Genomic DNA, 13559 nt, shown 5'->3' with positions numbered 1-13559 from the left:
GTCATTTTCCTGATGCCGCTTTGATGTTGCCGCTTTTCCCGTTGCCTGCGTTTTGGCTGGTGCTAGTTTGGGCGTTGACTAATTTGACGGTATCACCATCGCCCAAAAATCCAGCGCCGCTGTCGACCACTTTGGCGCTGCTGCTGATGCCCTTGGTAATTTCTACGCGGCCCTGTTGTATACGGCCGGTACTGACACGTACTTGCTTCACTTTGTTGGCGTTTTCCAGCACGAACACGCTGGCGTAACCGTCGCGCATCAGCACTGCGCTGGCAGGCACGGACAGCGCAGTGCTCTCACCCATAAAAAATTCACCTTTGACGAACATCCCAGGTCTGAGCTTGCTGTTGGCTGGTGCCTCCAGATCGACATACGCTAACGCTTTGCGGGTGTGCGGATCGAGCGTCGGTGCCAGCATTCTGAGTTTGCCTTTGATCATTTCGCTCTGGCGTTCTCCGTAGTAAATGTTGACGGTTTGTCCTAGGTTCAGGCGCATGCTCTCATCTGCGCTAAGCTCAGCTTGCCATTCCAGTTTTCCCTGGCGTATCAGACGAAACAATTCCTGACCATTTTGTGGTACTGCGCCTACGGTGGCGCTGCGCGCTGAGATGATGCCATCGTCGGGGGCCAGCACCCGTGCATGTTGCAGCCTTAATGCGGCCGCTTGCAGGCTGGCTTTGGCGGCAGAAACGCGCGCCGCCGCGGTATTTCTGGAGGTCGCATATTGATTGATTTGCTGGTCGCTGATAGAGCCGCTTTCTTTCAATTGCATGGCACGTCTGGCATTGCTATTGGCTTCGGCAAAAATCGCCTCGGCCTCGGCCAGCGCCGCGCTCTGTTGCGCCTGCTCGGTGCCGAGTAAGTCAGTAGAAAACGTGGCCAGTAATTGCCCACGTTTTACCTGATCGCCGACTTGCACCAGTAGTTCTTGCAGACGTACTCCATTGAGTTCGCTGCCTATGATGGCTTCTTGCCATGCCGCCACGCTGCCTGTGGCAGTCAGGCTGGTATTCCAGGCGCTGCTGACTGGTGTTGAGACGGTGACTGTCAACGCCGGATTGCCCGCATTCGCCGCGCTGGCAGTCTGCGTTTTGCCGGAATCGGCGGTCTCGGCATTTTTGCTGGACAATAGCAAGATCCCCATGCCGACGAAGATCAGCGTTGCCACCAGGCCAAAAATGATGCGTTTGTCGAATCCAGCTTTCATTATCCTGCTCCACTTCTTTGTGGGCTGGTCTGCCAGAACATTCTGGTGACCAGCTCAATGATGGGTGTACTTGATGCGGGTATTGCCGCCTATTTTGCCGCCTATTTTTTGTTATCGCTGTCGTGGCTTGCGGGCGCTTGCCAATCACCGCCCACCGCCTTATACAGAGCGATCCAGGCACTGCCGCGTGCACGCTGCAATTGCCATTGCGTGCTCAGTGCTGCCAGTTGCTGACGCCGGCTTTCTTCTCGTTCTAGCAGACTGACACTACCGAATTTCCAGCCGGCCTCGGCGCCCTGTAGGGCAAGGTTTTTCGCTTCCAATATCTGCTGATGTTGCTGCAGTTGACGATTCGCCAGATCGAGTCTGAGCATGGCGACTTCCGTTTCTTGCACAGCCATCAGCGTTTGTCGCCGAAACCCAGCTTGGCTTTCGGCATGGCGCGCCTGTGCCTGCAGCACATCAGCTTTGCGGGCGCCAGCATCGAACAATGGCAAGCTCAGGCTAGGTCCGAACGACCAGCCTTTTAGATTGGCAGTTTGTCCTGAAATTTGTACACCATATAAATTGATAGAGCCAAGTAGGGAAATTGACGGATAACGCCGCGCCTCGGCGGCATCGATCTCGGCCGCGCTTGCCATCAGATTTTGCATGGCGGCGCGCATATCCGGGCGCTTGAGTAAAACCTCGATGGGGAGACTGGCGACAATAAAATTGCCGGATTGCGGCAAGGTGGCGTAGCCCATCGCTAGTTTTGCGCGCAATTCTGGTTCGGCTATATCCACCAAGACCACCAGAGATTTCAACAAGATAGCGCATTCGCTTTGTTGCTGTTGCTCTTGCACGGTGCTGGCGGCCAGGATTGCATTTTGTTGCGCCAAGTCATTGGCAGAGATAAAACCGACTGTCAATTTTTCTTGATACATGCGTTGGCTGATTGTCTGCGAGGCTAATATTGCATAAGCGTCTTGCGCCTGCGCCTCACAACTGCGTAAGGCCAGATAGGTATTGGCCACCTCTGCGGCCAAGCTGATACGGGCATCATGCCATTCGTATTCGCGTGCGCTGAGGCGCGCCAACAGGCTGTCGTGGGTGGCGGCGTTGGCGCCGAACAGATCAAGTTCCCATCGGGCGTCCAGACCTGTGGTCAGTACTGTTTGGTCTAAGTTCTGAGGTAGCAGCGGATAGTGACCGCGAATATAGCTGGCATTGAGATCAATATTGGGCCATAAGCGGGCTCCGGCAGCACTGGCACTGGCGCGTGCCTGCGCGATGCGGGCGCTGGCCTGCGCCATAGTAGGGCTGTGTTCTTGTGCCAGATTCAATAGTGCGGATAGGCTAGGGTCGTTCCAACTAGCCCACCAGGTGTTCAACGTTGTAGCATTTTCAGCTACTGGCAGTGTGCTTTGCCATTCGGCAGGTGCTTTATCCAACATGCTGCGCTCCGGATTATCCGGCAAAGAGCGACAGCCAAGCAGCAGCCCGCTCAGACAAATAGCAGCGAAAGTGCGGGGGCGTATGCCATTAGACTTACGTAAAGCCATGGTTTTTTTATAGCTTGTTGTGCATTCATAACAATAGCCCTTATTCGGACTACGGTCATGCTTGCGGCGTAGTTTTGATGCAAGTTAGCTACATAAAATAGCGGCTTAGGACTACTTGCCGCTAAATTCTCAATCAGAAAGGAAATTCTCAACTAATCGGCAGCTAATCGATATTCTTTAGACAAACTCTACTAACTACCGATAGGTGTAACTAAGTATTACAAGGAATATCTGATGTTATGATTAACATATTGTCAAAGTGCCGCGTAAAAAATACCGCAGCCGCAACATAGTTACAGGAATATTCAAGTGCTTATTAAACGTCTACAGCCAGTCCCTACCCATTTAGATTATGCCGAGTCGCGCCTGAAACTGGTGGCCAATTCCGATCAGCGTCAACTATTTCTGGACAAAAAAAAGACCCAAAGTGCGATTGATGCCACCTATGTGACGGCCGATGATTTTAATGCCATTTTTGAAGACAGGCAGGATGTGGCAGTTTTGCATGACCTGCGTTTTTCTGTGAATGAAGGTCATCTGCATATTGATCATTTGTTCATTACAGATAATTTCCATATCTTTATTGTGGAATCGAGAACTGCCGAACGCAAACTCACACTCAGTATGGACAGGCACTTCACCAGTACCGATGAGCGCTCTGAGTCCTGCGCCATTCCATCCCCAATTCAGCAGCTGAAACGGAATAAAGTCGCCTTGAAGCGACTGTTCAGGTATCTGGACTTGCCTACCCGCTTTGGCCGTGAGCTACAGCCGGTGTTTCATAATTACGTGGTGCTCGATTCGCAGGCGGTGCTCTCGAATCGACTTGGCAAGGGGTATGAATATTTTCTTAGTCCTGAACAACTAATTACTTTGATTAATGCGCAAACTCAGAAAAAATCATTAATGCAATTTTTTGATAGGATGAGTAGTCATACTTTGCGTGAAGTCTCACGTCAGATTGCCAAAAAACATGCGCCCAAACAGATACGTTTTTCGAATAAATTCAGGCATATAGTGATCCCCAGCTTTGATCGTACTATGGCTTAATATTTTTCGCTGCTGCGCATAAAAAAAGGAGATTTTCATCTCCTTTTTTTACGTCCAGTTGTACGTCATGCTTCGCGATTACCCTGGTTCAGGTTTTTAAGTTCTTCAGTTGTTCTTCCACATCCGTTTTTACTTTTTTTCGTAATTCAGGTTTGATTGTCAGCGCTTTTTCATACGCAAGGATGGCCTTGGATTTGTCGCTACTCGCTTGCCAGCATTGTCCCACGCGATAGTAGGCATAAGCACTCGCCTCTATGCCTATGGATTTTTCTAAATAGGCGATTGCTTCTTTATGTTTGCCTTGTTCTTGCAAGGATTTTCCCATGCCGTAACTGCCTACGGCCTGATTTGGATAACGTAGTGTCAGGTCACGAAACACGCGTTCGCTATCGGCGAATTTTTTATCCTGTATATAGCTATGCCCTATGCTCACCAAGACATCTCTTTGCATATCCTGAAAAACATCTGATCCGGTCGTATTGGCTTTTAAGGCTAAGGCTTCTGCCTGTGAATTTTTCTCATCACTGAGATCGAAATTGGCTTGCATTAGCAGGCCTGCCGTGGGATTAAGTTTGCTGGTTTCGGCAATTAAAGTCTGGGCTTTGCCCTTGCCACCACCTACAAAGCTGGGCGCTTGCAAATAGAATTGCAGTAGCGATGCCCTGGCCTTGTAATTTTGCGGGTCTAGTTCTATCGCCTTGAGGAATGAGTCTCTTACCTTTCCGGCATAACTCATGGCCGACATGATGCCAGCGGTGATTGCCTTGGTACCCAGCACATTGCCTAAGGCTTGATGGCAATCCGAACTTTGCGGATGCGCGCTGATACAAATTTCCGCAATTTTGGCAGCTTCATCCAGGCGGCTTTCTTTGCCCTCAATAATAATCAACTGAGTTTTCGCTACCAGGGCATCAAGGTTGTGGGCATCCACAGCAAGTTTTGCCCCCACTGCTTGTTCTACTTCGGCATATTTTTTAGCCCTTAATTGTGCCGAATATTCGTGCGCAGAAGCGGCGTGGCCCAATGTTAGGGTCAACAGCGCGATGCTGAGCTTAGAAGGAAATGTCATGGTTCGCTTTCAAAATAGGCGTGTCTGGGTTTACTAGCCCTTAGTTTTTAAGGCCATAAAGCTAACAACGCGGCAGATGAAAAAAAGATGACATAAATTTATTAAAATATGTCATCTTTTTTTTAACGTGTCAGTGTGTCATTCTTCGTTTCAGACTTAGGCGGGAAGAAAAAATCTCTGGGAGCAGACAGGAAACGTCGCCATATCATTCTCGAAATGGTTCTTTCCTGATCCAGGCTGACGCGGCGTGAGCGTAGTGCTACCAGCATCGCGAGAGTAAAGCTGACACCCAAATTGACCATCCCGATCAAGAGTATGCCGCTCAGCGAGTTGACTACCAGCCTCCAGCTCATCTGATGATCCAGTCCGACCAGGGCGAAGGAGAAATTCGCACTGGAGAAAGTGATGTGGCGGATATCGATAGGCAGGCCGAAAAACACACCTAACTGGCCTATGGTACCTAGCATGATGCCAAAGAATAGGTTACCAGTTAATGCGCCTAAATTATTTCCTATGTAGGTGGTCATGGTGAGTAGGCGACGCTCACCTAGCAGACGTTTCAGCCAATTTAATTGGCGTAGTCGGGCCGGGATATTGGCGTAACTGGCGGTATTGTCGTAGTAGCCCGAAATCAAGCCGGACAAGAACAGGCAGACACCGGCGATCGCGGCATGCGGTAGTGCCAGACTTCTGAGCGGATCGATGTCTTGTAGTAGATGTGCCGCCTTATCGGGACTGACCAGATGTGTACCATAGATGCCATACCAGGCCCAGGCGATGGCATAAGCGGTCGGCATGGCGAGCGCGATATTGCCGATGATGGCAATAAATTGCGAGCGCAGTACGCGCACTATCAGTTCAATCAGTTCTTCCAGTTTCTGTCTGCCGTCATCGATAGACTTGGCTATCAGTGCCGCAGTCATGGCGGGCTGTTTGGTGGCGATCGTAAAATGTAATACGTGTACCAAAATAAAACCGGTGGAATAATTCAGGCTGTACAGCAGGGCGAAGCCAAATGGTGCCAGGGCTAATTTACCGAAGAGTAGTTTGATCATCGCCATGAAGCCGACGATGAAACCCGCGCCCATAGTGGAGTACAACATCGCCAGCCATTCAGCACGGTTGCCGGTGACATAGTGCTCACCGCTTTTACCGGCGCGTTCGGTCATTTGCAGAGAGAGTAACTCGGTATTACTCCGAATTAATTGGCGCAGACTATGCCGCTGGTTGTCGGCCAATACCAGCTCTTTAAGCAGGCCTACACTTATTTGCGCGGCTTCGCCTGAGTGTTGGGCGTCTAGCAGGGTGAGCAAATGACGCAGCCTGTCTATACTCTGGGTTAGGCGCAGCAGTAGCCGGGTCAGACTGATAGAGACCCCTTGCACGGCGGCGACGCGGCGTATCTTTTGCACGACCTCTTCGCATTGCAGCAGCAGTACTTCAATTTGGTCTGCATCGTCTGCTTGCACTGCGTTGTCCACCAATGACTCGCTGTAGCGAATCACATAATTATTCACCTCATCGTTCTGACGTAGGAAGGGCGACTCGAAGCGCTCTATGTCAGGATAGTTTCTGACTAATTCTGATTCTAGACCGATGGCGCTGATGCGATACGATAAGACCTGTACTGCGCTCAAGGTTTCCTGCGTCAAGCTAGAGTAGGCGGTGCCGGCGCGTTGCGGAAGAAAATCGAGCATCTTGATCAGATCTAGCCAGATTTTATCCTCGACCCCACGCACCCAAAGATAATCTTGATTGTGATCAAACAGCTGACCAAAGATGTCTTTGACGTAATCATCATTGATCAGCGGGGGTAAAAATTTATCCATGATGGTTTGCCATGCGGCGCCCCAGAAGCCCTTATTTTGCGTGATACCAGTATCGGTCAGCAGATGCAATAATTTGCGTGACACGCACACTTGCAGCAGATACATGCGTAACGCGGTTTTGTAGCTTGCTTGTTGCTCCAGCAGATAGCACAGGGCGCGAATGTTGTCGCTCGCTTGTGCTATATCATCGCTTTTTTTGGGCCTCAGGCTGGCCACTAATTCGCGTAATAAACTTATCTCGCGGTAGTGTGGGTCTTGCTGTGTCGCGAGGGTGATACGTTCCAGAATAGTGTCTATTGACAAGGGACTCTCCAATTGTTTGCCATTCATCGCTAGTTTGGATTTTATTCGATTTTTGCGCGCGGAGATTATTCACGGCGGCTGTGTGGTATCGGCGATGTGGCCTTAGTATCGATTGTTGTAGATGGGGATAATGTACTCATTTACAATGGTGTCAGGCGGAAAACCTATGCGTCTCGGTCTGGGATTTTTGGCATATTTTGGTTAACTGTCTGGTCGACCCGGCTCAATTATGCTGCACTGCGAGCCGATGTAGTCTACAGTAGCGTCTGTTCTCAAAAAAGAAAGTGTACAGTTGGATAATTTATTGCTTGTGATTGCCGCCTTGTTTTTGGTGGTTTTGAATGGTTTTTTTGTGGCGGCCGAGTTCGGTCTGGTGAAATTGCGTCAGACCCGGGTTCGCAGTATGGCGAAATCTGGTGGTATGCGCGCGCGCTTGCTGGCGACCGTGCATCAAAAACTGGATGCTTATTTATCCGCCTGCCAATTGGGGATTACGCTTGCATCGTTGGGATTAGGTTGGATAGGCGAACCGGCCTTTGCCCGATTGCTCGAACCATTATTGACCGCCTTGGGGGTCACCGCACCTAAATTAGTACATGGTATTTCCTTCTTTTTCGCTTTCTTCACCATTTCTTTTTTACACATCGTAGTCGGTGAGTTAGCCCCGAAATCAATGGCGATACGCCAGCCGGAAAAAATCTCTTTATGGACCGCACCAGCCCTGTATGTGTTTTATTGGGCCATGTATCCGGCTATCTGGGTACTTAATAACAGCGCCAATAAAATATTATCCTGGGCTGGCTTGGATGCCGCGCACGGTGGCGATGCGCATTATTCGCCAGAAGAGCTCAAGCTCATTTTGCGTGGCAGCCATGTGAGTAAAAATCTGACGCCGGACGAGTGGGGCATCATGGCACAGATGCTCGATTTTGGAGATCTGGAAATCTCCGATCTGATGCGTCCCATCAATGAAGTAGTGGCCATGCATAAGAATGCTACGCTACAAGAAAACATGGATACCGCGACCCGCAACCGTTTCAGCCGATATCCCTACTTTGATAGCGATGATGAAACTGTGTTGGGGATGTTGCATCTGAAGGATTTATTCTTCGCTCAGCAAGGCGGTAAGACGCTCAGTGATCTGAGTAAGCATCTACGCCATGTTGAATATGTGCCGCCGAATATGCCGGCATTAGAATTATTCCGGCGCTTCCGCAAGGGCGCACCGCATTTCGCCATGGTCGGCTATAAGGGCAGCAAACCGGTAGGATTTTTGACGCTGGATAATTTACTCAGCGCCTTAGTTGGACAGATTCGCGATGAGTTCCGCCAAAACGAAAATGACTGGACCACCTTAGACGATGGCACCCTGATCGGTAAGGGTAGTTTGCCGCTGTTTACCTTAGGTATCGCATTGGGCATCGATCTCGATAGCGAAGAGGTAGAGTCGATAGGCGGTCTGATTATGTTTAAGCTGGGCGATCTGCCGGTAGAAGGCCAAAAGATAGCGTTCCCGCAGTTTGATGCCGTGGTTAAAAAAATGAACGGCCCACGTATCCTGCTGGTACGTATCCATCCTAAGCATCTGGAATAACTGGTAGCTATTCAGTCCTTTACGGACCGAGCATATTTTGAATATGAAAATATTCCTTAACCGTCATGCCGGACTTGATCCGGCATCCAGTTTGACACCCCAGAAGGTGAATTCTGGATACCGGATCAAGTCCGGTATGACGATAGCGATTGTGTTTGGTGTCGTTTCATAGCGGACTGAACAGTTAAAATAACACCGAAAATTTTTAATGGCATGCCCGCTCACGCATATTCCATGCGGGTTTGCGGGCATGTCGGCCTGTAGCCCGCATGGGATATGCGCAGTGGCTTGGTGGTGTTTTTATTTGCTGTTGCTTGGTCTTGTTTTGACTTCTGTGGTTGATGTGCGATTGCTGGCCGGTGGTAGACCGGCGGCTACTTCCTTTTCTTGCTTCGCCAAGAAAAGGAAGCAAAAGAAGGCGACGCAAAGTCGCTGCCCTTCGGGTGCCCAATTGTGCAGGTCGTAAAATGGGAAATGAAGCAAACTCGCTACGCTCAGACAAGCTTCACTTCTGATCCATTTTCCGCCCCGCACAATTGGCAGCGCCACATGCGAATTCGATTCAAAAGCCACGTCAAAGGCCAATTCAAAAGCCAATTCAAAAGCCAAGTCAAAAGCCAAGTCAAAAGCCAAGTCAAAAGCACCGGATTGCCGTAGCTCGATGTGCGTTGGAATTGCGTTTTTAGAGGAATGGAAGTCGCACCACGGATGTGTTGACTTTCGCTTTCCGCATGTGGCGCTGCCGCTTGTGCATGGCAGAAAATGGATTAGAAATGAAGCTGTTTGAGCGCAGCGAGTTTGCTTCATTTCCCATTTTTTGACCTGCACAGGCGGGCACCCGAAGGGCAGCGACTTTGCGTCGCCTTCTTTTGCTTCCTTTTCTTGGCGAAGCAAGAAAAGGGAGTAGCCGCCGGTCTACCACCGGCCATCAATCGTACACCAACGACAGAAGTAAAAACACGACCAGGCAAAAGCAAATCAAAAACAGCATGCCGCCAGCACGCATATCCCATGCGGCCTACAGGCCTATGTGCTTGAAGACGCGCATGGAATATGCGCAGTGGCGCTGCCTGTTGAGATTGCTTACGGCGCAATACGCCTGCGGCAATTGACGCCCTACGCAAAGATTGCGACTTACCGAGCTAGAAAGTATTTCAATTTCATTAATTTAATTGATATGATCGAAAGAAAATAAGCTGACGGGTTTCAGTTTTTTTAGTGGTATTGAAAATCTAGCGAAACTCTCCAAAGCTAGTCTGCTAGCGGGTTTCGAGAGTTTTTTCTTAACGTTTTATGCGTCACCCGTCCGATTCGCCCGTCACGGTGACGCAAATATCAAGTTATGCTAAGGAAATTTATGGGCAAAAATATATTTTGGAAGGCATCAATATTAGTTTATCTCGTGAGCTTATTTCTGCCTGCATATAAATCACATGCCTGGCCTATAGATAAGGGGCCTCTCGGCATAGAAGTTTTAGCAGTAGGTTGGTTCGCAATAATTTTTGCTGAGCCACGTTGGTTCGCAAATATTGCGTATTTCTATGTCATCTTATGTAAAGCTTCAAGTACTAAAATAAGAGCGCCTTCTTTTACTCTGCTGTTTTTGCTATTTACTGCCTTGAGTATTACTATTCTTTATCGCTTTAGCCCAGCTTCGCGTGGTGTGGAAGATTTTAGGTTTTCTTATGGGGCTTATACTTGGTCTGTTAGTCTTCTATTAGCGAGTTATGAAGTGTATTTATGTCAAAAGGAAACTCCGGCACAACAAATTACTTAGGCATAACTATTTTCGCCGTTAGAAGGTTTTAGGTCGTTGTGTTACACGTAAAAGTAAAAAAACAGCATAACAAGTCGTTGCAGCTCGCACGCTACGCGTGCTGGACAGTTTTTAAGTCGCGGTTTTATGGTTTTTCTGCGCAAAAAATATTCCATAAAACCACAACTTGAAAACTGCCGCTGAACTCGGCGTTTGCCTAGCAAAGAAAAATCCCTGTAAACCAGCCACCACCTGCACCTACGCTTTCTTCATAAGCTAAAATTACTCGATGATAGAGATCAAACCCGCACACTTCCCGGACGACTTAGAACGCGTCATCAACATTTTTCGGGAATACGTCGCCAGCCCAAGCGTGAGTCTAGACTTTCAGGACTACGAGCCGGAGTTCGCTTCTCTTCCTGGCAAATATTCTGCCCCCGAAGGTCGCCTGCTGCTTGCTTGGAAAGATGGTGCCGTCGTCGGATGTGCCGCGCTACGCAAAGTTGATCTAAGCGTGTGCGAAATGAAGCGAGTCTACTTACGACCAGTAGCGCGAGGCGAAGGCCTGGGTCGACGGCTGATAGTAAGTATACTCGCGGAAGCACGAACAGCAGGTTACTCGCGCATTTGCCTTGACGTATTGCCCGAGTTTGTTGCCGCGCGAGCCATCTATGAGTCGCTGGGCTTCCTACCGTCAGCACCGATAACGTTTAATCCCGTGCCGGGCACAAAGTTCTTGGGCCTGGACTTGATCTCGGCGCAGCCCAGCAACGCGGCATAACGGCACTGGCAGGGCGCGGTATGGAATTTCAAAACAGCTAGCGCCAACGCGCAATTCCCATGCGGCTAACAGGGCATGCCTGGCTGCAGCCCGCACTGGATATGCGCGTCTGGCCGGCACTAATTGACACATTAATCCCCAAAACTAATCCCCAGATCGCGTGCGGTTTGTAGGGTGTCGCCATCTAAAGGTACGCCTTTCATACGGCCAGCGACTTCTTCCAGCGCTACGTAATTCACGTTCGGGAAGGCCAAGGCCACCATGATGCCGGAGTAACCCTGATCCAGGGCGCGCACTGCGGCAGCACCGAAGCGCAGTGCCGAGATGCGGTCGAAGGCAGTCGGGCTACCACCGCGCAGCAAATGCCCGAGTACCACGGCTCGGGCTTCCTTGCCGGTCAGGATTTGCAGCTCTTGCGCCACTCTTTCGCCTATGCCTCCTAAGCGCTCCACGCTACCGACGCCGGCAGTTTCCTGTAGTGCGTGAGCGCCATGCGCGGCGATGGCACCTTCGGCCACCATGACGATGGAATAATGACGGCCGGCCGCATCACGTTGCATGATTTTTGCGGCGACTTGTTTCAGGTCGTAAGCGATTTCCGGGATCAGGATGGCATGCGCATTACTGGCGATGCCCGCGTGAAGCGCAATCCAGCCTGCATAACGTCCCATCACTTCAACCACCATGATGCGTTGGTGGCTTTCGGCAGTACTGTGCAGACGATCGACGCATTCGGTGGCAAAGGCGACAGCGCTATCGAAGCCAAAGGTGGTAAAGGTTTTGTCGAGATCGTTATCGATGGTTTTGGGCACGCCGATCACCCGTAAGCCTTGTAGATGTAGGGCATGCGCGATGCTTAGGGTGCCATCGCCACCGACACAGATCAGGGCATCGATGCCTAGCGCTTTGAGGTGGCTGATAATCTCGCCACTTCTGTCCACTTCTTGCATGCTGCCGTCTGGCATACGCATCGCATAGCGCAGAGGATTGCCATGGTTGGTGGTGCCTAAGATGGTGCCGCCCAGATGGCTGATGCCGCGCACCATCTCGCTAGTGAGACGAAACACTCCATCGACGGGGTAGCGATCGCTTTGCAATATGCCGTTAAACCCTTCGCGTATGCCATAGCATTCCCAGCCGCGCTGCGCGGCCGCCACTACGACTGCCCGGATTACGGCGTTTAAACCTGGCGCATCACCGCCGCCGGTGCTGATCGCGATGCGTTGCGGGGTCGCGGTCATGGCGCTATTTCTTCATGCTGCAGGTCGATATGCCAAATGGCAGATAAGCCGGGCAAAAACGGAAAGTGCCTGTCAATACGGGGACCACGCCTATCCAACCCCAGGCACCGATAAAGCCACCTAAGGTGGCGCCTATCAAACCCAAGCCTACGACGATGCGTATGACGCGATCGGTACTACCTACGTTGAAGTTCATTTTGCTCTCCTCTTGCTGTAAAAAAACTGGTTTTAAAGTGTATTGAGTGGAATCTTTAGATAGCTGATCCCATTACTTTCGGCCGCAGGGAAAGCTCCGGCACGAATATTTACCTGCACCGCTGGCAGTATCAGCAACGGCACTGCCAGAGTCGCATCGCGCGTTAGTCGCAGCTGAATAAATGCGGCTTCGTCTATGCCTGCGTGGATATGGATATTCTCTGCTGTTTGTTCGGCCACCGTGCAATGCATCTGTGGCGATCGGCCTGGCGGCGGATAGTCATGACATAAGAACAGCCGGGTTGCTGCCGGTAAGGCGAGTATTTTTTGGATTGATCGATACAGTTGCTGCGCATCGCCGCCAGGAAAATCACAGCGTGCGGTACCGGTGTCGGGCATAAATAAAGTGTCGCCGATAAACACCGCATCGCCGACCTGATACGCCATATCAGCCGGTGTGTGGCCGGGCACGAACAAGGCTCTGGCCTGCAGGTCGCCGATCTGGAAAACTTCATCGTCCTGCAGCAAAACATCGAATTGCGATCCGTCCACTGCAAACTCCGGCTCCAGATTAAATAGCTGTTTGAAGGCGCTTTGCACCTGGCCGATGTGCGCGCCAATCGCGATTTTCCCACCGAATAGACGCTGCAGATATTTGGCAGATGACAGATGATCGGCATGTGCGTGGGTCTCAAGTATCCAGACTAAATGCAACTCTTGCTGGCGTAAAAACAGCGCAATCCGGTCGGCTGCCAGAGTGCTGGTACGTCCCGATTGAGCATCGAAATCGAGCACAGGATCGATTACCGCGGCATGCCCGCCCGGCCTGTCATAAAGCACGTGACTGACAGTATTGGTGTCGGGATCGAAGAAACTTTGTATCTGTGGCTGCATGAGCTACCCGTAAGAAATGCTGCTAGCAATTTAGACTGTAATAGATTGTAATAGGCAAATACAATATATCGACTTACATAATATCAAAGAGTAGAA

12 protein-coding genes are annotated in these 13559 nt (G+C 50.5%); 4 read left to right on the top strand and 8 right to left on the bottom strand.

The features are described from left to right. Position 1 precedes the first annotated feature (1 nt). Entirely contained in the window at positions 2-1207 is a 1206-nt protein-coding gene (locus ACO0K8_RS19970) for an efflux RND transporter periplasmic adaptor subunit (RefSeq protein WP_422948404.1), read from the bottom strand. Positions 1208-1308: 101 nt separating this feature from the next. Continuing rightward, positions 1309-2751 carry an efflux transporter outer membrane subunit gene (locus tag ACO0K8_RS19965; RefSeq protein ID WP_422948403.1) on the bottom strand — a complete coding sequence of 481 codons (1443 nt, stop codon included), beginning with the start codon at positions 2749-2751 and terminating at the stop codon, positions 1309-1311. A gap of 309 nt (positions 2752-3060) precedes the next feature. Between ACO0K8_RS19965 and ACO0K8_RS19960 the strand changes: the two genes are divergently transcribed. Then, entirely contained in the window at positions 3061-3801 is a 741-nt protein-coding gene (locus tag ACO0K8_RS19960; RefSeq protein ID WP_422948402.1) for a nuclease-related domain-containing protein, read from the top strand. An 88-nt stretch (positions 3802-3889) separates the two neighbouring features. Here the strand turns inward: ACO0K8_RS19960 and ACO0K8_RS19955 are convergent, their stop codons facing one another. Both ACO0K8_RS19955 and ACO0K8_RS19950 read right to left on the bottom strand, forming a co-directional pair. Beyond that, positions 3890-4870, bottom strand: coding sequence for a tetratricopeptide repeat protein (locus tag ACO0K8_RS19955; RefSeq protein WP_422948401.1), 981 nt, complete (start codon positions 4868-4870; stop codon positions 3890-3892). Positions 4871-4992: 122 nt separating this feature from the next. Then, positions 4993-7002: a site-specific recombinase gene (locus ACO0K8_RS19950; protein ID WP_422948400.1), complete on the bottom strand. Its 2010-nt coding sequence runs from the start codon at positions 7000-7002 to the stop codon at positions 4993-4995. 292 nt (positions 7003-7294) lie between these two features. Between ACO0K8_RS19950 and ACO0K8_RS19945 the strand changes: the two genes are divergently transcribed. Continuing rightward, a complete protein-coding gene (locus ACO0K8_RS19945) occupies positions 7295-8596 on the top strand; it encodes a hemolysin family protein (protein WP_422948399.1) in 1302 nt (433 codons plus the stop codon). A gap of 300 nt (positions 8597-8896) precedes the next feature. Here ACO0K8_RS19945 and ACO0K8_RS19940 read toward each other — a convergent pair whose 3' ends face one another. Continuing rightward, complete coding sequence (locus ACO0K8_RS19940; protein WP_422948398.1) at positions 8897-9490, bottom strand: hypothetical protein; 594 nt, start codon at positions 9488-9490, stop codon at positions 8897-8899. Between the two features lie 463 nt (positions 9491-9953). Here ACO0K8_RS19940 and ACO0K8_RS19935 point away from each other — a divergent pair, with 463 nt between their 5' ends. Further along, positions 9954-10373, top strand: a complete 420-nt coding sequence (locus ACO0K8_RS19935; RefSeq protein WP_422948397.1) for a hypothetical protein — start codon at positions 9954-9956, stop codon at positions 10371-10373. Positions 10374-10641: 268 nt separating this feature from the next. Then, positions 10642-11133 (top strand): GNAT family N-acetyltransferase, encoded by a 492-nt coding sequence (locus ACO0K8_RS19930; protein ID WP_422948396.1) that lies wholly within the window; start codon positions 10642-10644, stop codon positions 11131-11133. A 131-nt stretch (positions 11134-11264) separates the two neighbouring features. On the opposite strand, the gene ACO0K8_RS19925 is transcribed toward ACO0K8_RS19930, so the two are convergent. The 3 genes from ACO0K8_RS19925 to ACO0K8_RS19915 are packed head-to-tail and all read right to left on the bottom strand — an operon-like array spanning position 11265 to position 13463. Then, on the bottom strand, positions 11265-12374 hold the full coding sequence (locus tag ACO0K8_RS19925; RefSeq protein ID WP_422948395.1) for a 6-phosphofructokinase: 1110 nt from the start codon (positions 12372-12374) through the stop codon (positions 11265-11267). Positions 12375-12378: 4 nt separating this feature from the next. Then, positions 12379-12570, bottom strand: coding sequence for a YgaP family membrane protein (locus ACO0K8_RS19920; protein WP_422948394.1), 192 nt, complete (start codon positions 12568-12570; stop codon positions 12379-12381). A gap of 32 nt (positions 12571-12602) precedes the next feature. Beyond that, positions 12603-13463 (bottom strand): MBL fold metallo-hydrolase, encoded by an 861-nt coding sequence (locus tag ACO0K8_RS19915; RefSeq protein ID WP_422948393.1) that lies wholly within the window; start codon positions 13461-13463, stop codon positions 12603-12605. Positions 13464-13559: the final 96 nt, after the last annotated feature.

Origin of the sequence: Undibacterium sp. Ren11W (assembly GCF_049340485.1) — a bacterium.
GTDB lineage: Bacteria > Pseudomonadota > Gammaproteobacteria > Burkholderiales > Burkholderiaceae_D > Undibacterium.
Note: the sequence above shows the minus strand (reverse complement) of the source record. Positions and strands in the feature narration are given on the sequence as shown.